Genomic DNA, 25,412 nt, shown 5'->3' with positions numbered 1-25,412 from the left:
TGCTCAGATCGAACTACGTAAATGTCGGAATCCGGTGTAAGCATTCCTGTTACGGCCTCTGGTCACCCGGCGCCGGTGGTAACTGTGTTGTAATCGGGGCGTGCCTGCGCATGCATTTTCGCCGATGAACTCGCAGCGATCGGTCGAATGTCCGCATAGTGCCGTTAGTATATTTGCTGAATTGGCAGGTAAAGGCACTCTGCCTTTCTAAAACCCCGTTGGAGCGGCTAGTGAAGTTTGCTGTGGGCGTGCACGGCACCCGTGGCGATATCGAACCCTGTGCTGCCGTCAGCCGCGAGCTCCTCCGTCGCGGGCACGACGTCCGCCTGGCAGTTCCACCGAACCTCCTTCGGTTCGTCGAAACCGCTGGTCTTCCGCCTGCGGCGCCGTACGGGGTGGATTCACAGCAGCAGATGGACGCCGACATCTTCCGCAAGTACTGGAAGATCCAGAATCCCGTCACCGCGCTGCGCGAACTACGGGACTACATCACCCAGGGCTGGGCCGAGATGAGCCGGACGTTGGTTTCGCTGGCCGATGGCGCGGACTTGGTTCTGACCGGCACCACCTATCAAGAGGTCGCAGCCAACGTCGCTGAGTACTACGACGTGCCGTTGGCCGCGCTGCACTACTTCCCCGCGCGCGCCAACAGCCAGGTGCTGCCCATTCCGCTGCCGGCAAAGGTGGTCCGATCGGCGTGGGCAGGCGCTGAGTGGGTGCACTGGCGCGCGTTGAAGAACGCCGAGGATGCGCAGCGACGCGAGCTCGGCCTACCCAAGGCGCGGGCCCGCGCGGTGAGCCGCATCGTGGCGGGCGGAGCGCTGGAAATTCAGGCCTACGACGAGCTGTTCTTTCCGGGGCTGGCCGAAGAATGGGGTGGCAGGCGACCGTTCGTCGGCGCGATGACAATGGAGCTGGCCACCGCAACCGACGACGACGTTTTCTCCTGGATCGCCGCGGGCACCCCACCGATCTACTTCGGGTTCGGCAGCATGCCGGTCCAGTCCCCTGCTGCCGCCGTCGCCACCATCACCGAGGTGTGCGCAGGGCTGGGTGAGCGGGCGCTGATCTGTTCTGGATCTTGGGATCTCGGTGACTTCCGGCCCGCCGAGCACGTCAAGATCGCGCCCGCGGTCAACCATGCCGACGTGTTTCCCCTCTGCCGCGCGGTGGTCCATCACGGCGGTGCGGGAACAACCGCCGCAAGCATCCGGGCGGGCGTGCCGACGTTGGTCCTGTGGGTGGGCGCCGACCAGCCGGTCTGGGCCAAGCAGGTGGAGCGCTTGAAAGTCGGTGCATACCAGCGTTTTTCGAAGATGACCACCGAGTCGCTGAGTGCGAAACTGCGGGCGGTGCTGGCACCGGAATACGTCGCGCAGGCCCGCGAGGTCGCCACCCGGCTCACGAAGCCCGCCGTGAGCGTCTCCACCGCCGCCGACCTGCTCGAAGCGGCCGCCCGCGACGGCCGCGCTACTCGATGAAGGCCGTCAACTCGAAGTCGGCGAGCGTCGCGGATATCTTCTCGAGCAGGGCCTGCCTCGAGTTGTCCCAATTCGGGTGATAGGCCCGGAAACTGACGAACAGCTTTCCAGCGACCCGGCCCGAGGCCACGTAAAGCTCACCCGAGGCCACCTCGGGACTGTTGGCCGTCAGGTTCTGCTCGACCATCCGCATCCCGTAGTAGTCCGCCTCGCTGCCGTCCACATAGGCGACGGCGGGATCCATCTCCCCGAAGTTCGAACACCCGACGGTGAGATCGGCGTTCATCGCCGCCAGTGGAAGTTTTCGAAGGACAATCGTCGGCACGAACGGGGTCAGCGGGAAGGCCCGCTCCTGTTCCTTGAATTTGCCGAGCCCGGCGTTGATCGTCTCCCGAAAATCGTTGCGGATCTTGCGCAGGTCCGATGTCACCGGCCGCGGGTCCACCGGGAAGTCGATGCCCTTCAACGCATTGGCCCGCATGTCGTTTTCGGTTCGGTCGTTGATCGGGTAGGACAACGTCACCAACCCGTCGCCGCGGAGCCGCCCGTATTTCTCGGCCAGCTTCGCCGCGAAGCCGGCCATCAGCGCGTTACTCGTCCCTCCCAGGCTTTCGGCACGGGTGTCCCACTCGGCGCCGTCGATGTAGATCGTCGCGCCCGGCACCATCGCCGGTCGGTTGTCTTTGCGGTTCGGCTTGGGCGCCGACGGTTGTCCACCCGGCCCTTCTTTGGTGGGCCGATTCTGGCGCGCGACGGTCACCGTCGCGCGAAGCGCATCGCCGATCTCGGGCAGTCCGCGAAGGGTTTGTCGGAAGTCTTCGACGAGCGCCTGGCGTTTCGGGCGGGCCCCCGGAGGCGGTAGCCGCAGATCCCGCCGCACCCCCTTGACGGCGTCGGTGAGCGCAATGCACGTACCCACTCCGTCGACCACGGTATGGGACGCCACCAGGGTGACCGCGGTCCCGTAGCCCTCGATGGGCAGGACACCCAGATGCCAGCAGGGGCCGAACTCCGGGTCGATCGGGACCCGTGCGCGTTCGTCGAACCAGTCGGTCACGGCGTCACGGCTGTCGACGGGATTGGCGACGTCGATACCGGGCAGTTCGTGACATGACACCCAACGATGGCGGCCGAATGGCAGCGCAGACGGTTCGACACGTCGCCCCAGCAGTCCGTGCGCGAGGTTGTCGTGCACCCGACGCAACCCGTCGTGGTCGACTTCGCGCCGATACACCCACGTGCACTGGATGCCGTGGACATGGCCGCTTGCCCGCACCCACAGGTACGACGCCTGGTCCATGTAGGCAAGCGTGCTGTCGGGCCCAGCGGCATTTGCCGCCCGTCCGGATCGCAAATTGGATTCGGGCACGTCACCTCGTCTCACCGGCGCTCAGGGTTCACCGCACATCGAGGCTATCAACGGCAGATCCGCTACGCGCGCGGCTCCCGCGATGTCCTCCTGCCGGCCATGTTGCAGAGCAGTTTCGCCGGTTTTCTCATGTTGCTGACAACAGGCGGGCCACCGTGAATACTTGCGCACGTGATTGAGGAGATCTACCGGCCGTTGGTGTCCAAAGTCGTTGGCTTTTCGCACCGCCACCTTGGGAAACTCGTTGGTAAATATGGCTACAGCTTGATGACCCGCCGGCTGGGCGACGACGAGGTGCTCTTCCTCAATTGGGGTTATGAGGAGGACCCCCCGATGGATTTGCCGCTGGCGGCCTCCGATGAGCCAGATCGCGTCTGCATTCAGCTTTATCACCGCGTGGCCAGCCAGGTCGACCTGAAGGATAAACGGGTGTTGGAGGTCAGTTGCGGCCACGGCGGCGCCGCCTCCTACATCATGCGGACGTTCAGCCCCGCCTCCTACACGGGGCTGGACCTCAACCCGTCGGGTATCTCCTTTTGCCAACGGCGGCACAACATTCCCAATCTGACGTTCGTACAGGGTGACGCGGAGAACCTGCCGTTTCCCGACCAGAACTTCGACGCGGTGATCAACGTCGAAGCCGCTCACCTGTATCCGGACTTCCGCCGCTTCCTCGCCGAGGTGACGCGGGTGCTCAGCCCCGGTGGACACTTCTTGTACGCCGATCTTCGTGGCCGAAACGGCGTCGAGGAATGGGAAGCGGCCCTTGCCGATTCCGCGTTGCAGGTGGTGTCGCAGGAAGAGATCAACGCCCAGGTTCTGCGGGGTCTGGAGCGCAACTCCCCTCGCTACCAGGAGCTGGTCAATCGCCACGCGCCGCCGCTGCTGCGCAGGTTCGGCCGCGATGTCGCTGTCACACAAGGCTCTCCGCTGTATGAACAGGTCGAACGGGGCGATCTGTCCTACCGGCTGTACTGCCTGGTCAAGACCTAGACGATCTCACCGGTGAGGCCGAATTCGGCCAGGGTGCGCGCGGCCACGTCGCGCAGCCGCTGCTTGGAGTTCTCGACGCCGACCTGGTAACCGACAACGTCGATGGAGATCCGTCCGCTGATCCGTGCCACCACCAGCACGAGCTGACCGCCGGCGCGCTCGACGTCCGCGCGCCGCACGTTCTGGTCCACCCCGCGCAGCATGGTGTACTCGGCCGGGGTCCCGTCGGCACAGGCTGCCGCCGGGTCTATGTCACCCATGTTCGAACACGAAACCGGAAGCTCGGCACCGGATCCCAAGAACTGCTCGACCACTCGCTTGAGCGCCGAACGCGGCACGAACGGCACCAGCGGAAGGAGTTGCAGGACCGGGTCGGGCTCGTCTCGTGCCTTCTGAAGTGCCTGCCGCACGGCGCTGCGGGCATCGGTCAGATCCGTGGTCACCGAGGTCGGGTCGATATCGGCGGAACCGAAAATCATCGCGTTCGCGCGGGTGTCGTCGGGCAGGTTACGCGCGTTGAGTGCCATCACCAGTGTCACGGTGCCGTCGGCGCGCCTGCGCCCCAGGTGTTCACCCAGCTTCGCAGCGAAACCGGCCACCAGGGAATGACTCGTACCGTTGAGCGAAGCTGCCCGGGCGTCCCACTGCGCCAGGTCCACCAGCACCGAGACCGCAGGCAGCACAACGCGGGTATCGTCGCCGGTTCGGCCGGTGACCGGCGACGCGGACGCGGTCGAGGCCGCCGCCTCACCTCGGCTCTGATAGCCCAGTCTCGCGGCCACCCCCACCGTGCGGACCGCCTCGGGGATCTGCTTGGCGGTTCCGCGAAGTTCTGCCAGCGCAGCACGAAAGCGCCTGCGCGCCTGTGGAAGCGGATGGCCGAAGTCCCGCCGGGTTTCCGAGACCGCCTCGGTGACCGACTGCAAGCCGCCCACACCGTCGGCGAGGTAATGCGAACCCACCACGCTGACCGCGGTGGACCCATCGGTCATCGGCAGCACACCGAAGTGCCATCCCGGCCCACGTTCGGGATCCACCGGTATCTGCGCTCGTTCATCGAACCAGTCGCTGACCTCTGACCGAGGCCGCGGTTCGGCGATGTCGAGTTCGGTGGCCGGCCCCAACGCAGACACCCAGCGGTGCCGGCCGAACGGCAGCGGTGAGCGTTCGATCAACCGCCCGTAGACCGCGTAGCCGAAATTGCGGTGGAACCGCCGCAGGCCGTCCATGTCGACGGGATGTTCGTAAATCCACAGCACCTGCATGAGTTGACCGCGCCCGGTCGCACGCAGCAGCTGGAAACCGGCCTGATCCATGAATGTGAGCTGATTATCCTGCGCCGTACCGGTTTTGGCTGCTCGGCGGCTCAGCCGCTGCAACGCTGGACGAGCTTGGATGGCCATGTCCTTCCTGCTAGTCGATCACACCGGTGAGCTCGAACTCGGCCAGCACCTTGGCGGCCAGCTCACGCAGGCGCGGCTTGGAGTTCTCTTCACCGGACTGGTACGCGACGACGGTGATCGACACCTTGCCACAGATTCGCCCGGCCAGCACGGTCAGCATCCCGCCGCGGTGCTCGAGATACCCGCGCGACACCTGCCGGTCTACCCCACGGAGCATGACGTACTCGGATTCGGTTCCGTCGGCCCGGGCAACGATCGAGTCGATATCGCCGAGGATGGAACAGGATACGGGCATATCCGCGAAGTTGAACACCACATCTGAACCGCGCTTGACCGCGCGCTTGGGGATAAACGGGGTCAGCGGTAAAAGTTCCAGGTTCTCGTCTGGCTCCTCGCGCATGGTCGTCAGCGCACGTTTGATCTCGCGGCGGGCCGCGGAGAGATCCGTGGTCACCGAGGTGGGATCGATGACGACGGTGGCGATCGATGCGGCATTCGCCCGCGTATCGTCGGCAACCCGGTCACTGATCGGAATATGAAGGGTGACACCGCCGTCGGGGCGATGACGCTCGAGGCGTTCGGCCAACTTGGCGGCGAATGCAGCGACCAGCGAGTGGCTCGTTCCGTTGAGAGCGTTCGCCCGGACATCCCAGTCGTCGACGTCGATGTAGATGGTGATCGCAGGCACCACAACGTTTTCCGTCATGTTCTCTGCTGTGACCGCGGCTCGCGGTCCGGTCGACCTCTTGATCTCGTGGCGCCGACGCACCGCCTGCTTACCCACCCTCACCAGCGTGCGCGCCACCTCGGGAAGTCCACGCACCGTCTCCTTCAGGTCGGCGGTCGCGGCCTGCAGCGTCGGGCGCGACCGCGGCGGCGGGTAACCGAGGTCGCGACGGTTGCCGATGATGCCATCGACGATCGTCAGTAACCCGCCGAAGCCGTCGGCCAAGCAGTGCGAGCCCACCATGGAGACCGCGGTCGACCCGTCGGTCATCGGCAGCACGCCGAGATGCCAGCTGGGTCCGGTTTCCGGGTCGATCGGCAACTGCGCGCGTTCGTCGATCCAGTCGCTGAGTTCCTCTCGAGGGACCGGGGTTTCGACGATATCGAGGCTCGATTTCGCCCCCGGCGCAGAAACCCACCGGTGCCTGCCGAACGGCAGCGGCGAGCGTTCGATCAACCGACCGTACAAGCCGTAACCGACGTTCTCGTGCAGCCGTCGTATTCCGTCCAGGTCGACGGGGTGTTCATACACCCACACACACTGCATGACGAGTTCCTGGCCGGTGGCCCGCTGGCCGAGGAACAACAGCTGGTCGGTGAAGGAGAGCCGGTTGTCCAGCCGCGCTTGTGCCGCCACAGTCATCGAGCCGCCCGCTTGACCGCGATTCAGGACGACTTCTGGATGACGCCTACGAGTTCTGGCGTCGCCATCAACTCGCCGCGGCCGTCGGCGACCCGCAGGAACACCGCCTTCATCGCCTCGACGTAGCGGGTGACCGACTCACGCGCGATCGGATTGTTCGGGAACGCCAGTGTCACCGACGTGCCGTTGCCGAACCGGTTGATCCACATGCCGACCTGGTGGGCCGCCCCGAGTTCGCTGTAGATCTTGCCGTTCAACCCATTCCACTCGGCGACCACCGCAGGTGACAGCGGCGCGATGGTGGCGTCGAGGTAGGAGATCATCGGCACGCCCGGCTTCGGCTGCGTCAAGCCACGTTCGGCGGCCGCCAGTTCCAACACCCGGTCGAACGGAACATGCGCCAGAGCCTGGCCGGAGTCGAAAGAAGCCTGTGCGGCCCTCGCGGTTTCGGCGAACGACGTCGGGCTGACGGGCACCGTGATGGGAACCGTGCCGGTGAACCAGCCCGTCGTCATCACCTCGGCCTGCGTGGTTCGCGTGCTGGTGGGCGTGATGACGTAGTAGGTGTCGGTACCGGTGAGTTGGTGCTCGGCCATCGCGGTCGCGGCGAACACGCCGCCGATGAATCGCGCGCCGGCCTTGATGCACGCCGATTCGAAGCGGTCCGACTGGTTTTCGTCCATCAGCGACACGGTGAGCAGGTCGCCCTCGCACGGCACCGCCGGATCGCCGAGCGGAAGTGGGAACCGCGGCAGGGTGCCGTCGTTGCCCCTGGCGAACTTGATCCATTCGTTCACCTGCGGCGAGTCCAGCGTCAGCGCGGACGTGAACTCACGCTGGCGCACGCAGTAGTCCTCGTAGCTGCCCGCTTCCGGCAGCGGAATGGGCGCGCCGCCGCCGACCAGCGCGGCGTACATCATGTGGATCTCGACGAACGCCAACCCCATGAACATCGCGTCGACGTGCAGATGGTCCACGCTCATCCAGAACGTGAAGTGGTCGGCACGCTGAATGACGCCGAAACGGAAGCAATCCCAGTTCAGCGGAGACGGTGTGGCGAGAATATGCTCACGCCACTCGGCCGACGACTTCTCGCCGCGCTCGGAGGCGACGAACTTGATGTCCTTGGGGTTGCGCAGCGTGCGCCGCACGATGCGGTCGTCCTCGGTGAACTGAAACCAGCTGCGGTACGTGTCGTGGCGCCGAAGGTAGGCGTTGAGCACGTGCGTCATCGCCCGCACATCACAGCGGCCGGCGATGTTCCAGGCCGGAATGGTCAGGCGGGCCATCTCGTTACCGCGGGACGCATGCTCGCGGTAGTTCCGAAGATGTTGGGCCTGCTGATAACTGGCGGGCACCTCGGCGATCGGTGCATCGCCGACCTTGGCAAGGGTCGCCGGTGAGGGATCCCAGGTGATGAGTTGGCCCGGAGCGTCCACCCACTCGTGGATTGCTTCTAGCGCGAACATTCCTCGCCTCCTACTTCGGTGCCGTCGTCATGAGGACGCCGCGACCGTGTCGTCCGCCGCGAGCGTCTCGCAGAGGCTGTCGGCCAATGCGCGAACAGTATTGACCCCCATTGCGGTAATGCGAATTCCCGTTTCAGCCTCGATCCTGGTGCGCAGTTCGAGGTTGCCCAGCGAGTCGAGCCCGTATTCGGACAGCGGGCGGTCAGGATCGATCGCGCGCCGCAGGATCAGGCCGACCTGCTCGGAGATGAGCCGCCGCAGGTGCGTTGGCCACTCATCGCGCGGCAACGCGGCCAGCTCCGCCCGAAGTTTCCTCCCCTCGGTGGAACTTTGGCTTGCCGACTTGAACGCCGAAGCGAACGGGCTGCGCTGCGCGAACGCGGTCAACCAGGGCGTCCCGAGAATCGGGGCGTAACCGGTGTACACGCGGTCGTATGCCAGCAGCGACTCGAACGCGTAAGCACCCTCGTCGGGAAGGATCGCCGCATCGTTTTCGGCAAGCGCCGTGCCGCGACCGATCTCACCCCACGCGCCCCACGCGATGGCGTTGGCCGGAAGGCCTTGTGCCCGGCGCCAACGCGTGAACGCGTCCAGCCAGCTGTTGGCGGCCGCGTAGGCACCCTGGCCCGGCGAACCGACCAGCGCAGCGGCAGACGAGAACGCACAGAACCAGTCCAGCGGCTGCCCCTCCGTCGCGCGGTGCAAATGCCAGGCGCCGTACACCTTTGGTGCCCAGTCCCGTTCGACGAGTTCGTCGGTGATGTTCGGCAAGGTGGCGTCCTCGACCACGGCGGCTGCGTGCAGCACCCCGCGAAGCGGTAACCCGGTCGCGGTCGCCGCGGCCACCAGCCGTTCGGCCGTGCCCGGCGCGGAGATGTCGCCGCACTCGACGACGATGTCGGCACCCGTGGACCGGATGAGTTCGACGATCTCCTGCGCCTTGACGCTTGGCTGGCTACGCGAGGTGAGAACGACGCGCCCGCAACCCTTCTCCGCCATCTTCTCGGCGAGGAAGAGGCCCAGACCGCCAAGACCACCGGTGACGATGTATGCGCCGTCGGAGCGGAATGTCGGTGCCTGTTCTGGCGGCACCATCACCTCGGTGCTGCCGCTCTGCGCGACGTCGAGCACCAACTTCCCGGTGTGCTGGGCGCCGCCGATCTTGCGGATCGCGCTGGCCGCGTCGGCGAGTGGGTAGCGCGTGATGTCCGGCAGCGGCAGCGAGCCGTCGGCGGTCAGTTGGTACACCTTTTCCAACAGGCCACGCACCTTGTCGGGATGGGTGATCGTCATCAGCGCCAGGTCGATCGCATAGAACGACAGGTTGCGGCGGAACGGGAACAGACCCACCCGGGTGTCACCGTAGATGTCGCGCTTGCCGATCTCGAGGAACCGGCCGCCGAAGGCCAGCAGCTCCAACCCGGCGCGCTGGGCGGCACCGGTCACCGAGTTCAGCACGATGTCCACGCCGTAACCGTCGGTGTCGCGCCGGATCTGGTCGGCGAACTCGGTGCTGCGCGAGTCGTAGACATGCTCGATGCCCCAGTCCCGCAACAGCTGTCGGCGCGCCTCACTGCCTGCGGTGGCGTAGATCTCCGCACCGGCCGCGCGCGCCACCGCGATCGCGGCCTGACCGACGCCGCCGGTGGCCGAATGGATCAGCACCTTGTCCGTCGAGGAGATCCTGGCCAGCTCCTGCAGGCCGAGCCACACGGTGCCGTACGCGAGGCCGACCGCGGCGGCCTGATGCTCTTCCAGCCCGGCAGGCAACGTCGTCGCGAGGTTGGCCTCGCAGATGACATAGTTGCCCCAGCAGCCGTTGGCGGACACGCCGCCGACGCGGTCGCCCACCCGGTGGGTCGTGACGCCGGGACCGACCGCGGTGACGACGCCGCCGAACTCCGAACCCAGTTCCGGCAGCCGCCCGTCGAAGCTCGGGCACCGCCCGAAGGCGACGAGCACGTCGACGAAGTTGATGCTGGACGAGCTCACCGCGACCTCGATCTGGCCGGGACCCGGTGCCACCCGCTCGACCGAAACCATTTCCAGCGACTCCAGATCGCCTGGGGTGCGGACCTGCAGCCGCATCCCGTCGCGTTCGTTGGATGCCGTCGCGGTGTGTCGTTCGTCGGCGTGCAGCGGAGCCGGACTCAACCGCGCGGTGTACCAACGGCCGTCGCGCCAGGCGGTCTCGTCCTCGTCCGAACCGCTGAGCAGCTGACGGGCCAACTGCTCGACGCCGGTTGCCTCGTCGACGTCGATCTGGCTGGCGCGCAGCCGCGGATGTTCCATCCCGATCGCGCGGACGAAGCCGCGCAGACCGGCATGTTCCAGATTCGGAACATCCTGCCCGACAACCGATTGCGTGTTGCGGGTCACGACGAAGAGCCGCGGGGGCTCACCCGGGGCTTCGGGCAGCTCCCGGATCATCCGCACCAGGTGACGGACATGCTCGCCGCCTCGCACCGTCGCATGGGCGTCACCGTCGCCCTCGGCGAGGTCCGGCACGACCACCACGCCGGACAGCGCCTGCTCACCGACGTAGGACATCAGCAGCTCACGGTTGGTCTGATGCTCACCGTCCGATGGCCACGTCATCGTCGTGCACTCTGCGCCTGCGGTCTTCAAGGCATCACCGAGCGCGGCGGCGAGGATGTCTCCGTTGGTGCTGGTGTCGATCAGCAGCCAGGACCCCGCGTCCACGGGGTTGGCCTCGGGCAAGTCGCGCTGGTGCCATTCGATGGTCAGCAGCCGCTGGTTGAGCACCCGGTCGGCCTGAGCCTTCTGCGAAGCACCCGTGCCGAGCCGTAAACCTTCCAGGCTCACCAGAATTGCGCCGCGCTCGTCGAGAATGTCGAGGTCCGCCTCGATGCCGTCGGCGTCCGCCTTGACGATCCGGCTGTAGCAGTAGTGGGCGTTTCGCGCCGAGCCGTTGGCCCGCAGCCGGCGCACACCCAACGGCAGCAGCATGCCGCCGGTGGCCGCGTTCTGGGCGACCGGATGCGCGACGACCGACTGGAAGCAGGCGTCCAGCAGTGCCGGATGCACCCCGTAGGCGCCCTGGTTTGCCCGCAGCGGGCCGGGCAGCGCGACGACCGCCAGCACCGTCTGCGCAGGCACGTCGGCGGTGTAGGCCGTCGCCAGCCCCGCGAAGGCCGGTCCGTGGGAAATCCCCAATGCACCGAAGGCGGTTCGCAGGTCCGCACCGTCAACTCCGTCGGCGTGAGCGGTCAGCAGCGTGTCGATGTCATGGGCGGCGGGTTCACCGGCCGTCACCTCGGCGTGCAGCACCGCGTGCGCGCGCCGCGTACGTTCGCCGGCTTCGTAGGTCTCCACCGCGAAATCGAGGATCCCCGGCGCCAGCGCCGACGCCGAGGCCGAAATCGGCGTCGTCTCATCGAGCATCAGCATCTGCTCGAAGGCGATGTCCCGCACCTCTGCGGTGTCACCGAGCACGGTGCGCGCCGCGGCAAGCGCCATTTCGCAGTACGCGGCACCCGGTAGCACCGCCACCTCGTGGACCTGGTGGTCGGCGAGCCACTCCTGGGCGTCCGTGCCGACCTCGCCTTGCCACACGTGCCGCTCGGGCTCCTCGGGCAGTACGACGTGCGAACCCAGCAGCGGGTGCACCGAAACCGTGCATCCCCCGCGCGCGGTCGCGTCCTGCCCGTCCCGGTCGAGCAGCAACGACTCGTGCGTCCAGGTGGGCAGCGGCGCGTCGACCAGCCGTCCGATCGGGTAGAGCACGGAGAAATCGACTGCCGCGCCGGCATTGTGGACGTCTGCGACCAGTTGTCGCAGCCCGTGGGGCAGCTGCTGGTCGCGCCGCATGGCCGCCAACACGGTCAGCGGAATGTCGAGGCCGCGGGCGGTTTGGTCGACCGCGTGGGTCAGCAGCGGATGCGGGGACAGTTCCCCGAAGACCCGGAACCCGTCCTCGAGCGCCGCCTGCACCGCCGCGGCGAACCGCACGGTGTGCCGCAGGTTGTCCACCCAGTAGTAGGCGTCCCACTCCGGCTCGTCGCGCGGGTCGTACAACGTCGCGGAGTAGTACGGGATCTCGGGTTGCATCGGGTTGAGGTCGGCCAGCACCTCTTCGAGCTCGTCGAGGATGGGATCGACCTGCGGTGAATGAGACGCGACGTCCACGGCGACCTCGCGCGCCATCACATCGCGCTGCTCCCAGCCGGCCACCAGGTCACGGACCGACTGTGTGGCGCCACCGATCACGGTCGACTGCGGTGAGGCGACCACCGCAAGTGACACATCGGTGATGCCGCGTGCGGCGAGTTCCGAAAGAACTTGGGAAGCAGGCAATTCCACCGATGCCATCGCACCCGAACCGGCGATGCGCGACATCAGCGTCGAGCGCCGACAGATGACCTTCACGCCGTCCTCGAGCGTCAGCGCACCCGCGACCACCGCGGCCGCCACCTCACCCATGGAGTGTCCGATGACCGCACCGGGCGTGACCCCGTACGACTTCATCGTGGCGGCCAACGCCACCTGCACCGCGAACACGGTCGGCTGCACCCGATTGATCCCGGTGATCGTCTCCGGCGCCGACATCGCCTGCGTGACAGAGAAGTTCGACTCCTGCCGGATCAATTCCTCCAGCTCGGCGACCGTCGAGGCGAACACCGGCTCGCGCGCCAGCAGCTCAGCACCCATCGCTGCCCACTGCGAGCCCTGCCCGGAGAACACCCACACCGGCCCGCGGTCGTCCTGGCCGACAGCGGCCTCGTAGGGGCTCTCCCCGTCGGCCACCTCACGCAGCGCGGCGATCAGCTCTTCGCGACCACCGGCGAGCACCGAGGTCCGCACCGAGCGGTGACCGCGCCGCCGCGAGAGCGTGTAACCCAGGTCGAACAGGTCGACTGCCGGTCCGCGTCCGTTGCCGTCTCCGCTCTTGGCCAGCCAGTCGGCCAGATTCCCCGAGGTACGCCGCAGTTGTTCGGCCGACGTCGATGACAACGGGAACAGCAGCGGTCCGGTCGTGACGTCGGGCTTCGGCGGTGCCACCGGCTCCGGAGCCTGCTCGACGATGGCGTGCGCGTTCGTCCCCGACAACCCGTACGCGGACACCGCGGCCCGGCGCGGCTGCTGGCCGCTGGTGGGAAACGCCGTCGTGGACTGAGGGACGAACAGATGTGTCTCGATGTGGGTCAACTCGTCGGGCAGACGGTTGAAGTGCAGGTTCTGCGGGATGATGCCGTGCTGCACGGCCAAAACCGCCTTCATCACCCCCAGCGCACCGGCCGCCGACTGGGTATGGCCGAAGTTCGTCTTCACGGACGCCAGCGCGCACGGCCCATCGGCGCCGTACACCGCGGCCACGCTCGCGTACTCGAGGGGATCGCCGACCGGGGTTCCGGTGCCGTGCGCCTCCACCATGCCGACGGTGCCCGCCTCCACGCCGGCGGCCGCCAACGCAGCCCGGTAGACCGCGGACTGCGCCTCCGAGGACGGCGTGGCGATATTGACCGTGCGGCCGTCCTGGTTGACCGCGGTGCCGCGGATGACCGCCATCACCCGGTCGCCTGCCTCAAGCGCGTCGTCGAGGCGTTTGAGCATCAGGACGACGCAGCCCTCGGCGGAGACGAAGCCGTCGGCGGCTTCATCGAACGCCCGGCAGTGGCCGGTCGGTGACAACATGCCCGCCGCCGAACCTCCCGCGGCCTTGCGGGGTTCGAGCAGCACCGACACCCCGCCGGCCAGCGCGAGATCGCTTTCACCGTCCTGCAGGCTGCGGCAGGCCATGTGAATCGCGCTCAAGCCCGAGGAACAGGCGGTGTCGATGGTGTAGGCGGGGCCGTGGACGCCGAGCGCATAGGCGATCCGGCCGGAGGCCAGGCTGAAGCTGGTGCCGGTGAACCCGTACGGGCCCTCGAGGGTCTGGGTGTCGGCGGCCAGGTACGCGTAGTCGTTGTGCGTCACGCCCATGAACACGCCGGCTTTGGATCCGGTCAGCGTCGTCGGGTTCATACCCGAGTGCTCCACGGCCTGCCACGCGGTCTCCAACAGCAGGCGGTGCTGTGGATCGATCGCCGTGGCCTCACGGGAAGTGATCCCGAAGAAGTCGGCGTCAAAGCCCGCCACGTCATCGAGGAATGCGCCCCACTTGGAGACGGACCGCCCGGGCACGCCCGGCTCCGGGTCGTAGTACTGCTCCGCGTCCCAGCGCTCGGCGGGTACCTCAGTTACGAAGTCGTCGCCACGCAGCAACGCTTCCCATAGCTGCTCAGGGGAATCAATCCCCCCCGGAAGGCGGCACGACATTCCGATTACAGCGACGGAAATTGTGCGCGTTTCACCCACGTCTGTAAACCTCTCTCAGGAGTGAGCACTGAATGCGACCGGAACAGAATAAGGCGAAAGTCGCGCCCTGTCTCAACTCCTGAAGACTAATGGCACCGCCGGCCGGCATTGGTTGCTGGCCGCATGTAGATGCGCATCATAAACCGCGATCGATGACAACAAATGTTGCCTCCCCTGCCAACCGCAGCTGCACCGCCCACGGGAGCGCCACGCGTCCCTGATGACGGCAACTATTCCGCAGTTTGCGCGATCACCCTCGGAAGGCATCGCCGACTCCGCAAACCAGCCACGGGAGTCGACCGTTTGCAGATCTGGTGGCCACGCTGCAGCGGAGCTGGTTTGCTTCGGGCCAGTGAGATCGAGCATGGCCGTCAATCTAACAGGCGATTCCCAGCAATGGGACATATTTCCCAGATTCGCTCCCCGCCCGAACGGCCGTCCAGGCGGCCATCGGGTGAGCAAACCCACCAAAACTAACGAAACCGTCAATATACTGCGGTGTTCATATCCTATAACGGAACTGGGCAAAGAGTATCGAATAACGGTTCAGAAGGTGCCTGGAGCACCATATGCACCACCGAAAAGACCGATCCGGCAACGGTTGCGTCACGGTTAGAGCGCGAACAATGCAGAGCACCGCTCGCGCCCCTGTTCCGGGGCCTTCCGCCCGGCCGTTTACCCATGGCAATTTTCCGTCCTGCGGTGACATTCGTCACACCGCCCAGCTCGACGTGGTGGTTTGCCGGGAGGCGCTCAACTACCGCACGGGAATGGCAAATAAAGAGACAAAGACAAGTGCGAGAAAACGCAAATTTCGCAAATAGTTAGTGGTGCTCATTAAAAGCGTTCATACCCGCGCTGAGCAGCGAACTTGGGTTCCTCAGGCTGCTCTCAGCAACTTGTAAGCAGGCCCTCGTAGCTACGTCGGACACGTCCCTTATGCCGGGTTGCCGGGTTGCTCGGTCACGGTTGGGGAACTGTTTGGGGAACTTTTGGAACGGGCCGGCCGTGGCGCCACCCACCGCCTCGATGACAAGTCGGTTCCGATGTGCTGCATCGACGTCGCACCCAACCGGCCCGCAAGCGCCAACGTAACACATGAACATATGAACAGTTGGACAGATGGGCTGGCCAGGCCATATGCTGCCAGCGGATCGAACGCCCCGGCCGCGGATCCGCGCCGACTCAACCCCGGCGGTGAGATCACGGCGACCGCGGGCACAGAGACGACAACTGAACATCAGAAAGGACGCTCATGGCTGAGTACACGCTGCCGGACCTGGACTACGACTACGGCGCGCTGGAGCCCCACATCTCCGGTCAGATCAACGAAATCCACCATGGCAAGCACCACGCCACGTACGTCAAGGGCGTCAACGACGCCATCGCCAAGCTCGAGGAAGCGCGGGCCAACGGCGACCACTCGGCGATCTTCCTGCACGAGAAGAACCTCGCCTTCCACCTCGGCGGACACGTCAACCATTCCATCTGGTGGAAAAACCTCTCCCCCAACGGCGGCGACAAGCCCACCGGCGACCTCGCCGCCGCCATCGACGACCAGTTCGGGTCTTTTGACAAATTCCAGGCACAGTTCACCGCGGCCGCCAACGGACTGCAGGGCTCGGGCTGGGCGGTGCTGGGCTACGACACGCTCGGCCAGCGACTGCTCACCTTCCAGCTCTACGACCAGCAGGCCAACGTCCCGCTCGGCATCATTCCGCTGCTGCAGGTCGACATGTGGGAGCACGCCTACTACCTGCAGTACAAAAACGTCAAGGCCGACTACGTCAAGGCGTTCTGGAACGTGGTGAACTGGGCCGACGTACAGGACCGGTTCGCCGCGGCCACCAGCAAGACCATCGGCCTGATCTTCTAACGCAGACGCGCCCGGATGGCCCCGTCGCAGCCCGCTTAGCCTGCCAGGTCAGGATGTCTCAGGACGACCACCGGCCGACGCGAAAGGGCTCAATGCAATGACGATTCTGGACAGGTTTCGGCTCGATGACAAAGTGGTCATCATCACCGGAGCATCGTCGGGCTTGGGGGTGTCGTTCGCCGAGGCATGTGCGCAGGCAGGCGCCGACGTCGTGCTGGCGGCTCGGCGGGCCGAGAAGCTTACTGCCACAGCTGAACTCGTCCGAGAGGCGGGGCGTCGTGCGCACATCGTGCCGACGGACGTCACCGATCCCGAGCAGTGCACCGCGCTCGTGGAGTCGGCCGTGCAGGAATTCGGCCGGGTCGACGTACTGGTCAACAATGCCGGCGTGGGCACGGCGGTTCCGGCCAGCCGCGAGACGCCCGACGAGTTCCGCGCCGTCGTCGACATCAACCTGCACGGGTCGTATTGGACCGCTCAGGCGTGCGGCAAGGTGATGCGGCCGGGTAGCTCGATCATCAACATCTCCAGCGTGCTGGGGTTGACGACGGCGGGGCTGCCGCAGGCCGCCTACAGCGCCAGCAAGGCGGCCATCGTGGGGCTTACCCGCGACCTCGCCCAGCAGTGGGGGTCACGCAAGGGCATCCGGGTCAACGCCATTGCGCCGGGCTTCTTCAAATCGGAGATGACCGATCAGTACGTTCCCGGATATCTCGAGCAGACGCTCGCGAATCGCGTTGTGCTGCAACGGGTTGGTGACCCCGCAGAGCTCTCGGCAACGGTGATCTGGCTGGCGTCGGAAGCGGGCGGTTACGTGACCGGCCAGACGATCGTCGTCGACGGCGGTGTGACGATCACCTAGCGGCCGACCCCCAGCCGTTTCGCTGACGACTGTCATTGACGGTCGTCAGCGAAAGGCGTAGGGTCGGCCCGTGCCTTCGAAAACCGCCGCCCTGACCGGACCGCCGGTCGGCGTCCGAGAGGCGCGACGACTCGAAACCCGGTCGCGACTGTTCGACGCGGCGCTGGCCGAAATCGCACGGCGTGGTCTGGCCGACGCCGATGTCAGCGCGATCGCCGCGACGGCGGGTGTGGCCAGAGGAACGTTTTACTTCCACTTCCCGACGAAGGAACACGTCCTCATCGAGTTGGAGCGCACCGAGGAGACCCGGATCGTCACCGAACTCGGCGACGCCGAGGGCGATCTGGAGTCCGTGCTCTCGCAGGTCGTCAACCATGTGCTCGACGCTGAACGCCGTTTGGGCACAGTTGTTTTCCGCGACATGCTGGGATTGCATTTCTCGGCGACACGTCCTGTCGAGGACGAGTTGGTGCGACACCCGCTGGCCGAGTTCGTCATCGCCCTCATCCAAGGAGCACAAGACGTCGGCCAAGTGCCCTCGGACGCAGATCCTGCAGAACTCGGGATCTTCTTTCTGACCGGCCTTTTCGCGCTCTTAGCCACCGGGGCCCATGACCCCGCGGTGTTACGTCGCTATGTGACAACGATTGTCAACGGAATGGAGAAACGATGAACCCTTCAGGCATCGAAGGCTACCGGGAGTTTCTGGCAAGGCGCGACGGTGAAGCCGACCTGCTCAATCGCCGCCTGGCGAACCGGGAGCGGTTCTTCAGTGAGCTGGAAACCAACCCGGTACGGTCGGCCCGTCCGGCCGACCGTGAGATCTTTCTGCGCAATCTACGCCGCCGCCGACCTGAACCCGGACTGGACGACAAGATGCTGTTCCTGCTGGCGACCGCCAAGCTGAACCAGGCAGAACGGTTCGGCGTCGGGCTCGGCGAAACCTACGGGCGCAACAGCGACGAGAATCTGCCGCCGGAGAACGTCTACCTCGAACTCGAGGAGCACTACCACACCCGCTTGCTGGCCTACGCCCTCGACATCTTCGACCTGACGTTCCAGGTAGTCCCGCCGCCGTTCATGATGCGACAGTTCGTCAAGGCCGGCGTGTTCATCCCGGAGCGGCTCAGCTTCCTGTTCGTCGGAGCCGCGGAAATGGCGGGCTGCATCATGTTCGACGAACTACGCCGTGTCGGCGGCCGACTGTTCGCCGACGAACCCGAAGTCGCCGCCCGGATCGAACTGCTTTACAGCGAAATCCTCACCGACGAAATCGGTCATGTCGGGTATTGCGCGTCGCGCTGCACCTCTGCAGAGCGGGCGATGATGCGTCGGATCTACCCGCTCATCGGCCGGTTCTTCGCCCGCCAGACCGCTGAGATCAGTCTTCTCATCGAGCCCAAAGCACTACACGCCCGGCTGGACCGGCCATTCAACGTCGCGGAGCTCACCGCCGGGCTGGACAACGAGACCTATCTCGTCACGCATCCGTGAGAGACGAACCAGGCGTAGGGATCTGACCTGCTCAATCGTGGTGGAGCTAAGGGGAATCGAACCCCTGACCTACTCGATGCGAACGAGTCGCGCTACCAACTGCGCCATAGCCCCTGATACCGATAGCAGGTTACCAGCCTGCGCACGGCGCCTGAAAATCGGAAACCGGTGCTGACCTACTGGCCCGCGGCCCGCGGCAGGTCAAACCCTCGGGCGAACGGCACATATTCCAGGTGCTCGAAGTCGGGATCCTCGTCGTCGATCTCCAGCACCACAGAACCCGGCCGCCGCAGCCGCGCAGGCACGACGTCGAACTCGCTGTCAAGGGTGTTCTCCACGCCCAGTCGCGAGCGGGCGATCCGCTGGGCCCTGCGACGCCGCAGCCGCTCCTCGATGCGGGTCTGACGGCGCAGATAACCCAGGTACAGCACCGTCACACCGCCGACTGCGCCACACAGCCACCACAACGACGGTGACAGCGTCGCCGCCGCGATCGCGGATACCACCAGCATCGCCGCCATCGCGGTCAGCATCCGCTTGCGGAAGTTGTACTTGCGGGCACTCACCGCGGCGGCCGTCTTGGACTCGTGCCTGCGCCGCCTTGCCGCAGTCATCGAGTCGGCGAGCTGCAAATCGGTTTCCGAGGGCGCCTCGAGCCCCGACGAGTCGTCGACATATTCGTACGCGTCGTCGTCGGAGTCGTCGGAGTCGTGGGAGTCGTGGGAGTCGTGGGAGTCGTGGGAGTCGTGGGAGTCGTCGTGGGCCTGCGGCGGCGTGTCGGCGGGTTCGTCTCCGGCCGACTCGTCGAATTCCAGTGTCAGCTCGCCGGTTTCGGCATCGGGTTCGTCGTCCTCATACATCGCCGACTCGCCGACGGGCAGCGCCCCGGAGTCCTCACCGATGACATCCACGTCGAGGTACTCGGACTCCGCGTCGCGCTCGGCCTCGACCACAGCCGCGCGCACCAGCGTTCGCTCGGGCGCACGGGCCGGCGCTTCGTCGACCGCGTCGCCATAGTCGTCGTCCAGATCGTCCTCGGACGGGCGCCAGTCCGGATCGCTCGCGTGCCCGGCCGCCGGACGGGGGCGTCGCAGCAGACGTGCGTTGCGGCCGCTGTTGAGCACCCGCGTCGCCAGGGCGACGTCACTGGTGCGGCGAACCGCGTCCCGCTTGCTGATCAGCATCGGGACGAGAACGAACAACCAGAGGACGACGAGCGAGATCCACAGCAGAGATTGGGGGATGCTTGGCATTGCGCCTGCTCCTTTCCCCATCAGGCTAGGTCTGCGACCAGCGCATCCGTGGACGGCGCGCCGAGACAATTACACACCTGTAATTCGCTGCTGACAAGCACCACCAGTCACAAATGTCACATTTGTAACAACCCGGTGTCGCGAAATGCGCGTCGGAGCCGGAGTCCGAGCCCGCCCGCAACCCTCGGCGAAGAGCCGAGAAGAAGTGGCTACACCCAGGCCGCGCGCCCCCGGCGGACCAGCGTCGATGACGCCGAACCGTCGACCTCCTCGACGGTGACGGCAACCAACAGGTGATCACGCCACGCCCCGTCGACGTCGAGATAGCGGCGCAGCAGGCCTTCCTCGCGGAAGCCGACCTTTGCCAGCACCGCGCGGCTCGCCGCGTTCTCCGGCCGTACCGTCGCCTCGACGCGGTGCAGCGAGACGGGGCCGAAGCAGTGGTCCACACCCAACGCCAAGGCTGCGGTCGCGACCCCGCCCCCGGTGACAGACCTGGCCACCCAGTACCCGATCCACGCCGACCGCAGCGCTCCGTGCGTCACGTTTCCGATCGTGAGCTGGCCGCAGAACTGGCCGTCGAGTTCGATCACATAGGGCAGCATCCGGCCCTTGCGCGCCTCGGCCCGCAGCCCCGAACACACCGCCGGCCACGACGTAACAGCATGGCGCGCTTTCCAATCCATCCCGGTGGCCGGCTCCCACCGCTCCAAGTGCTCTTGGTCGGCCAGCCGGATCCGGCTCCATTGGGCGCCGTCGCGCAGCCGTACCGGTCGCAGTCGCACCACCCCTGCGGGTACCCGGAGCGGACCTACGGGCACTGGCCACCCGGGATGCAAGGAGGTGGACCGCCAGAAGTTCACGTTGCCCGCGCTGATCAACCGCGTTGGGCCAGGAACGCGACGTCGACGATCTCACCGGTGCGGATCTGCTCTGCTTCGCTGGGAACGATCACCAGACAGTTTGCCTCGGCCAGCGTGGCCAGCAGATGCGACGACGCGCCGGGCGCACCGCCGAGTGCCTGCACCAGATACTCGCCGGTGTCCTGATCGCGCATGAGCTGTCCACGCAGATAGCCCTTGCGACCCACCACCGAGCTGATCGGCGACAGCGCCCTGGCCTGCACGATCCGTCGGTGCGCTTGGCGCTTGCCCAGCGACAGCCGGATCAGCGGACGCACCATCACCTCGAAGACCACCAACGCGCTGACCGGGTTGGCCGGCAGCAGAAACACCGGCACGCGTTCGGGTCCGAGCTGGCCGAAGCCCTGGACGGAACCGGGATGCATCGCGATGCGGGTGACCTCCATATCGCCCAGCTCGGCGAGCACCGACCGCACCCCTTCGGCAGCGGCCCCGCCGACCGCGCCCGCGATGACGAGTGCCTCGGCGCGGTTGAGTTGGCCCTCAACGACTTCGCGGAGTTTCGCGGGATCGGCGTCGACGATGCCGACGCGGTTCACCTCGGCACCGGCATCGCGGCCCGCGGCGGCCAACGCATAGGAGTTCACGTCGTAGACCTGACCGTTTCCGGGTGTGCGGGAGATATCGACGAGTTCACCGCCGACGCACATCACCGACAGCCGCGGGCGCGGATGTACCAGCACGCGTTCACGCCCGACCGCGGCCAGCAGCCCGACCTGCGCGGGTCCGATGATCGTGCCTGCGCGCACGGCGACGTCGCCGGGTTGTACGTCGTCGCCGGTGCGACGGACGTATGCGCCCGAGCGCACGCCGCGCAGCACGGTCACTCGGGAGTCGCCGCCGTCGGTCCAGCGCAGCGGAAGTACCGCGTCGGCCAGTGTCGGCATGGGTGCGCCGGTCTGCACTCTGGCGGCCTGGCGCGGCTGCAACCGGCTGGGGGTGCGCGCGCCGGCCTCGATCAGCCCCATCACCGGCAGGCTGATCTCCCGGTCGACCGGACCGCCGTCGTCGGCATCGTCGGAGTCCACCCCGAGGACGTCCACGCTGCGTACCGCATAACCGTCGATGGCCGCCTGGTCGAAGCCGGGCAGGGGACGCTCGGTGACCACCTCCTCGGCGCACATCAGGCCTTGGGCCTCGGCGATCGCCACCCGGACCGGCCGGGGAGCCATCGCGGCGGACGCTACTCGAGCCTGCTGCTCCTCCACCGAACGCACAACACGCCTTTCTGCCTTGCGGGGCATTTCCCCAATGTCGCCGACCCGGCGGCTGCGGCGCGTGGTTCTACCGTTCGGCCAAGCCCAGTCGCTCTACCAACCATCGCCGCAATTCAGGCCCGTAGTCGTCGCGCTCCAATGCAAAGTCAACCGCAGCCTTCAGGTAGCCGCCGGGATTTCCCAGGTCGTGTCGGGAGCCGCGATGCACGACGACGTGCACGGGATGACCTTCGTCGATCAACAGCGCGATCGCGTCGGTCAACTGGATCTCGCCACCCGCCCCTGGTGACACGCGGTTGATCGCGTCGAATATCGCGCGGTCCAATATGTAGCGGCCGGCGGCGGCATAGGGCGACGGTGCGTCCTCGGCCTTGGGCTTTTCCACCATGCCCTTGACCCGCAGCACGTTCGGATTGTCGGCGTCGGGGAGGGTTTCGACGTCGAAGACGCCGTAGGCGCTGATGTCCTCGCCCGGGACCTCGATGGCGCAGAGCACCGAGCCGCCGCGTTTGCGCCGGACCTTCGACATCGTCTCCAGCACGCCGCTGGGCACCACCAGATCATCGGGCAGCAGCACCGCGATCGCGTCTTCGTCGGCTGCCAGGACGCTCTCGACGCAGCTCACCGCGTGGCCGAGGCCGAGGGGTTCGGCCTGCACCACCGACTCGACCTTGATCAGTGCGGGCGCGCGACGCACCTTCTCCAGCATCGACTGCTTACCGCGCGCTTCCAGCGTGCCCTCGAGGATCAGGTCCTCGACGAAGTGCGCGACCACGCTGTCCTTGCCCTCGGAGGTGATGATGACCAGGCGCTCGGCGCCAGCCTCTGCCGCCTCCGCCGCGACGAGCTCGATGCCCGGTGTGTCCACCACCGGCAGCAATTCCTTGGGCACCGTTTTGGTCGCAGGCAGGAACCGGGTCCCCAACCCGGCCGCTGGAACCACCGCCGTCAGCGGTATCGATACCGAACCCCGTGTCATCGTTCACACATTAACCTCCTCGGGTTGGATTAACCTCCCAAGGTTCGTTGTTTGGAGGCGGTCCGGTGAGCGTGGTGAAAACCGAGTTGCGTGCCGCGATTCTTTCGGCTCGTCGTGCGTTGCCAGCGCAGCAGCACGACGCCGATGCGCACGCCTTGGCCAAGCACCTCGCCGGCTTGGTGGCCGACGGCCAAACCCTATGCGGCTATGTGCCTGTGGGCTCCGAACCGGGCTCTTCTGAGCTCGTCGATTCGCCGCATCGGCGCGGGGTGCGGGTGTTGCTACCGGTCGCGCGCCACGACGCGGGCGGCATCCCGTTACCCCTGCAGTGGGGTGAGTACCGGCCCGGCGAGTTGGTCGACGCGCGGTTCGGGCTGCGTGAGCCGGCACCGCCGTGGCTAGCCGCCGAAGCCGTGACCAGCGCGTCGATGATCCTGGTGCCCGCGCTCGCCGTCGACCGGGCCGGCGTGCGACTGGGCCGCGGAGCGGGGTTCTACGATCGGTCGCTACGGCTGGCCGCGCCGGGCACCCGGATGATCGCGGTGGTGCGCGACGAGGAGATCCTCGACGAGTTGCCCGCCGAGCCGCACGACGTGCCGATGACCCACGCGTTGACGCCGCGACGCGGGCTGATCGCGCTCGGAGCCGGCGCGGAAAAGCGGGCGGGAATGACGCAGCCCACATAGCGGTTCTAGCACTTGGCACGGTAGAGTGCTAAGTTGTTTGACCACCTCGGAGGTTAGCGTGCCCACCTATTCTTATGCGTGCACTGAATGCGATAACCGGTTCGACGCCGTGCAGTCCTTCAGCGACGCCGCGCTGACCACGTGCAGCAAGTGCAACGGCCGGCTGCGCAAGCTATTCGGCAATGTGGGCGTGGTTTTCAAGGGCAGCGGGTTCTATCGCACCGACAGCCGCGAGCCGAGCAAGAGTTCCTCCAACGGCTCCTCGAGTAGCTCCAAGAGTTCCTCGTCGGAGAAGTCCAGTTCCACCGACAACTCGAGTTCGGGCTCAAGTTCGAGTTCGACTTCGGGCTCGACGTCGAGCGCTGGCTCGTCGAGTTCGACGCCGGCCGCCGCGGCATCCAACTAACCGCCCAGGGTTATCCACAGGCGGGCGCCGCGCCCGCACCATTTCGGGGACCGGCTGCCTAATTTGGCGGTATGGGGGAATCTCTGAGCCCGTCGGTGCTGAGCCGAATCCAAGACGCGCTGCGCCCTGACTGGACCCGCACGCTGGCGGCCCGTCGCGCCGCCGCAGGTGTGCTCGTCGTGCTGGCCGCCGTCGCGGCCGTGCGTCCCGATCCCGACGACCGACGCGCCGACGTCGTCGTCGCCGCGCACGATCTGATGCCGGGCGTGAAGCTCGACGCCGCCGACGTCAAGGTCGAATCACGCAGTGCCACAATGATTCCCGATGGTGCGCAGACCGACCCGGGTTCCGTCGTCGGCGCGACGCTTGCCGGTCCGGCCCGGCGCGGCGAAGCGCTCACCGACGTGCGCGTGCTGGGTCCGCGGCTGGCCGAATCCGCGGCGGGTCCCGATGCGCGGATCGTGCCGTTACGCCTCGACGACACGGCGCTACTCGACCTCGTGCGCCCTGGCGATGTCGTCGACGTGCTGACGGCCGGCGCGGAATCGACGGTGGCCGCCGACGCCGAACCCAGCGTGGTCGCGCGGGACGCCGTCGTCGTGGTGGTGTCCGAGAAGCCGACGGGCGCAGCGACCGGCGGCGATCGGGTGGTGTTGGTGGCGCTGCCGGCTCGTGCCGCCAACGACGTCGCGGCGGCCACGCTGGTTTCGGCGGTCACGCTAACGTTTCACTGATCACGTCGACGCTGCGACGCGGGCGCGATCCATCGTCAAAGCAGCAACACCCGACTAACGTGGCGTGTCTGACAGCTAACACCATGGCAGGGAGGGATCGGGAGACCATGTTGAAGGGGTTCAAGGAATTTCTCGCCCGCGGCAATATCGTCGACCTGTCGGTCGCGGTCGTCATCGGTACCGCGTTCACCGGCCTGGTCACGAGGTTCACCGACAGCATCATCCAACCGTTGATCAGTCGCATCGGCGCGGGCGGTGAATCGAATTACGGCGTCTTGCGGATCAATATCGGCGGCGGGCAGGCCATCGATCTCAACGTCCTGTTGTCCGGGTTGATCAACTTCGTCCTCGTCGCCGCGGTGGTGTACTTCCTCGTCGTGGTGCCCTACAACCGGCTGCGCAAGAAGGGCGAGGTCGAACAGGCACAGGACACCGAGCTGTCGCTGCTGACCGAGATCCGCAACATTCTCGCCGAAACCAACGGCTCCTCCTCGGGCAAGCATGTCAGCGGGCCTGGCACCGGCCCGAGCCCCGACACCGCCGAGACGACGAGCGCCGACAAGTCCTGAGCCACAACGTG

The 25,412-nt window shown here is 66.5% G+C and carries 19 protein-coding genes and 1 tRNA gene; 10 read left to right on the top strand and 10 right to left on the bottom strand.

The features are described from left to right. Positions 1-230: 230 nt before the first annotated feature. Complete coding sequence (locus tag K3U96_RS05150; protein ID WP_220692284.1) at positions 231-1,481, top strand: glycosyltransferase; 1,251 nt, start codon at positions 231-233, stop codon at positions 1,479-1,481. Here K3U96_RS05150 and K3U96_RS05145 read toward each other — a convergent pair. Beyond that, positions 1,471-2,781, bottom strand: coding sequence for a hypothetical protein (locus K3U96_RS05145; RefSeq protein WP_069405633.1), 1,311 nt, complete (start codon positions 2,779-2,781; stop codon positions 1,471-1,473). The genes K3U96_RS05150 and K3U96_RS05145 overlap by 11 nt on opposite strands. A gap of 252 nt (positions 2,782-3,033) precedes the next feature. Here K3U96_RS05145 and K3U96_RS05140 point away from each other — a divergent pair, with 252 nt between their 5' ends. Next, complete coding sequence (locus K3U96_RS05140; RefSeq protein ID WP_069405649.1) at positions 3,034-3,843, top strand: phthiotriol/phenolphthiotriol dimycocerosates methyltransferase; 810 nt, start codon at positions 3,034-3,036, stop codon at positions 3,841-3,843. Here the strand turns inward: K3U96_RS05140 and K3U96_RS05135 are convergent. From K3U96_RS05135 to pks2, 4 genes are all read right to left on the bottom strand, one after another. Beyond that, positions 3,840-5,159, bottom strand: a complete 1,320-nt coding sequence (locus tag K3U96_RS05135; RefSeq protein WP_084223226.1) for a hypothetical protein — start codon at positions 5,157-5,159, stop codon at positions 3,840-3,842. The genes K3U96_RS05140 and K3U96_RS05135 overlap by 4 nt on opposite strands. 97 nt (positions 5,160-5,256) lie before the next feature. Continuing rightward, complete coding sequence (locus tag K3U96_RS05130; protein WP_069405635.1) at positions 5,257-6,615, bottom strand: WS/DGAT/MGAT family O-acyltransferase; 1,359 nt, start codon at positions 6,613-6,615, stop codon at positions 5,257-5,259. Between the two features lie 23 nt (positions 6,616-6,638). Continuing rightward, on the bottom strand, positions 6,639-8,084 hold the full coding sequence (locus K3U96_RS05125) for a condensation domain-containing protein (protein ID WP_220692283.1): 1,446 nt from the start codon (positions 8,082-8,084) through the stop codon (positions 6,639-6,641). A 27-nt stretch (positions 8,085-8,111) separates the two neighbouring features. Further along, positions 8,112-14,402 (bottom strand): sulfolipid-1 biosynthesis phthioceranic/hydroxyphthioceranic acid synthase, encoded by a 6,291-nt coding sequence (pks2, locus tag K3U96_RS05120; protein ID WP_268928468.1) that lies wholly within the window; start codon positions 14,400-14,402, stop codon positions 8,112-8,114. A gap of 1,255 nt (positions 14,403-15,657) precedes the next feature. On the opposite strand from pks2, the gene K3U96_RS05115 reads away from it, so the two are divergent. The 4 genes from K3U96_RS05115 (at position 15,658) to K3U96_RS05100 (ending at position 18,634) form a co-directional block, all read left to right on the top strand. Then, positions 15,658-16,278 (top strand): superoxide dismutase, encoded by a 621-nt coding sequence (locus K3U96_RS05115; RefSeq protein ID WP_220692281.1) that lies wholly within the window; start codon positions 15,658-15,660, stop codon positions 16,276-16,278. Between the two features lie 97 nt (positions 16,279-16,375). Then, positions 16,376-17,140, top strand: a complete 765-nt coding sequence (locus K3U96_RS05110) for an SDR family NAD(P)-dependent oxidoreductase (protein WP_069405639.1) — start codon at positions 16,376-16,378, stop codon at positions 17,138-17,140. Between the two features lie 70 nt (positions 17,141-17,210). Continuing rightward, positions 17,211-17,813 carry a TetR/AcrR family transcriptional regulator gene (locus K3U96_RS05105; RefSeq protein WP_220692280.1) on the top strand — a complete coding sequence of 201 codons (603 nt, stop codon included), beginning with the start codon at positions 17,211-17,213 and terminating at the stop codon, positions 17,811-17,813. Continuing rightward, a complete protein-coding gene (locus tag K3U96_RS05100) occupies positions 17,810-18,634 on the top strand; it encodes a hypothetical protein (protein ID WP_220692279.1) in 825 nt (274 codons plus the stop codon). Before K3U96_RS05105 ends, K3U96_RS05100 begins: the two co-directional genes overlap by 4 nt. 38 nt (positions 18,635-18,672) lie before the next feature. Here K3U96_RS05100 and K3U96_RS05095 read toward each other — a convergent pair. The 5 genes from K3U96_RS05095 to K3U96_RS05075 all read right to left on the bottom strand — a co-directional run bounded on the left by K3U96_RS05095 (position 18,673) and on the right by K3U96_RS05075 (position 23,006). Next, positions 18,673-18,748, bottom strand: a tRNA-Ala gene (locus K3U96_RS05095). A gap of 62 nt (positions 18,749-18,810) precedes the next feature. Then, positions 18,811-19,887 (bottom strand): divisome protein SepX/GlpR, encoded by a 1,077-nt coding sequence (gene sepX / locus K3U96_RS05090; RefSeq protein ID WP_220692278.1) that lies wholly within the window; start codon positions 19,885-19,887, stop codon positions 18,811-18,813. Positions 19,888-20,096: 209 nt separating this feature from the next. Then, positions 20,097-20,750, bottom strand: coding sequence for a GNAT family N-acetyltransferase (locus K3U96_RS05085; protein ID WP_069405650.1), 654 nt, complete (start codon positions 20,748-20,750; stop codon positions 20,097-20,099). Between the two features lie 14 nt (positions 20,751-20,764). Next, positions 20,765-22,027 carry a molybdotransferase-like divisome protein Glp gene (glp, locus tag K3U96_RS05080; protein WP_069405643.1) on the bottom strand — a complete coding sequence of 421 codons (1,263 nt, stop codon included), beginning with the start codon at positions 22,025-22,027 and terminating at the stop codon, positions 20,765-20,767. Between the two features lie 67 nt (positions 22,028-22,094). Then, complete coding sequence (locus tag K3U96_RS05075; RefSeq protein ID WP_069405644.1) at positions 22,095-23,006, bottom strand: UTP--glucose-1-phosphate uridylyltransferase; 912 nt, start codon at positions 23,004-23,006, stop codon at positions 22,095-22,097. A gap of 65 nt (positions 23,007-23,071) precedes the next feature. On the opposite strand from K3U96_RS05075, the gene K3U96_RS05070 reads away from it, so the two are divergent. The 4 genes from K3U96_RS05070 (at position 23,072) to mscL (ending at position 25,401) form a co-directional block, all read left to right on the top strand. After that, positions 23,072-23,692 (top strand): 5-formyltetrahydrofolate cyclo-ligase, encoded by a 621-nt coding sequence (locus K3U96_RS05070; RefSeq protein WP_220692277.1) that lies wholly within the window; start codon positions 23,072-23,074, stop codon positions 23,690-23,692. Positions 23,693-23,750: 58 nt separating this feature from the next. After that, positions 23,751-24,098, top strand: coding sequence for an FmdB family zinc ribbon protein (locus K3U96_RS05065; protein ID WP_220692276.1), 348 nt, complete (start codon positions 23,751-23,753; stop codon positions 24,096-24,098). 71 nt (positions 24,099-24,169) lie between these two features. Beyond that, positions 24,170-24,832 carry an SAF domain-containing protein gene (locus K3U96_RS05060; protein ID WP_220692275.1) on the top strand — a complete coding sequence of 221 codons (663 nt, stop codon included), beginning with the start codon at positions 24,170-24,172 and terminating at the stop codon, positions 24,830-24,832. Positions 24,833-24,939: 107 nt separating this feature from the next. Beyond that, entirely contained in the window at positions 24,940-25,401 is a 462-nt protein-coding gene (mscL, locus tag K3U96_RS05055; RefSeq protein WP_220692274.1) for a large-conductance mechanosensitive channel protein MscL, read from the top strand. Positions 25,402-25,412 lie beyond the last annotated feature (11 nt).

The sequence above is a fragment of the Mycolicibacterium holsaticum DSM 44478 = JCM 12374 genome (genome assembly GCF_019645835.1).
GTDB lineage: Bacteria > Actinomycetota > Actinomycetes > Mycobacteriales > Mycobacteriaceae > Mycobacterium > Mycobacterium holsaticum.
Note: the sequence above shows the minus strand (reverse complement) of the source record. Positions and strands in the feature narration are given on the sequence as shown.

Excerpts from the sequence above, each read along its gene's own strand:
- K3U96_RS05135 (WP_084223226.1), bottom strand. The coding sequence starts at position 5,159 with ATGGATCAGGCCGGTTTCCAGCTGCTGCGTGCGACCGGGCGCGGTCAA.
- K3U96_RS05060 (WP_220692275.1), top strand. The coding sequence starts at position 24,170 with ATGGGGGAATCTCTGAGCCCGTCGGTGCTGAGCCGAATCCAAGACGCG.
- K3U96_RS05145 (WP_069405633.1), bottom strand. The coding sequence starts at position 2,781 with ATGGACCAGGCGTCGTACCTGTGGGTGCGGGCAAGCGGCCATGTCCAC.
- K3U96_RS05110 (WP_069405639.1), top strand. The coding sequence starts at position 16,376 with ATGACGATTCTGGACAGGTTTCGGCTCGATGACAAAGTGGTCATCATC.
- mscL (WP_220692274.1), top strand. The coding sequence starts at position 24,940 with ATGTTGAAGGGGTTCAAGGAATTTCTCGCCCGCGGCAATATCGTCGAC.
- K3U96_RS05075 (WP_069405644.1), bottom strand. The coding sequence starts at position 23,006 with ATGACACGGGGTTCGGTATCGATACCGCTGACGGCGGTGGTTCCAGCG.
- K3U96_RS05115 (WP_220692281.1), top strand. The coding sequence starts at position 15,658 with ATGGCTGAGTACACGCTGCCGGACCTGGACTACGACTACGGCGCGCTG.
- sepX (WP_220692278.1), bottom strand. The coding sequence starts at position 19,887 with ATGCCAAGCATCCCCCAATCTCTGCTGTGGATCTCGCTCGTCGTCCTC.
- K3U96_RS05100 (WP_220692279.1), top strand. The coding sequence starts at position 17,810 with ATGAACCCTTCAGGCATCGAAGGCTACCGGGAGTTTCTGGCAAGGCGC.
- K3U96_RS05125 (WP_220692283.1), bottom strand. The coding sequence starts at position 8,084 with ATGTTCGCGCTAGAAGCAATCCACGAGTGGGTGGACGCTCCGGGCCAA.
- K3U96_RS05130 (WP_069405635.1), bottom strand. The coding sequence starts at position 6,615 with ATGACTGTGGCGGCACAAGCGCGGCTGGACAACCGGCTCTCCTTCACC.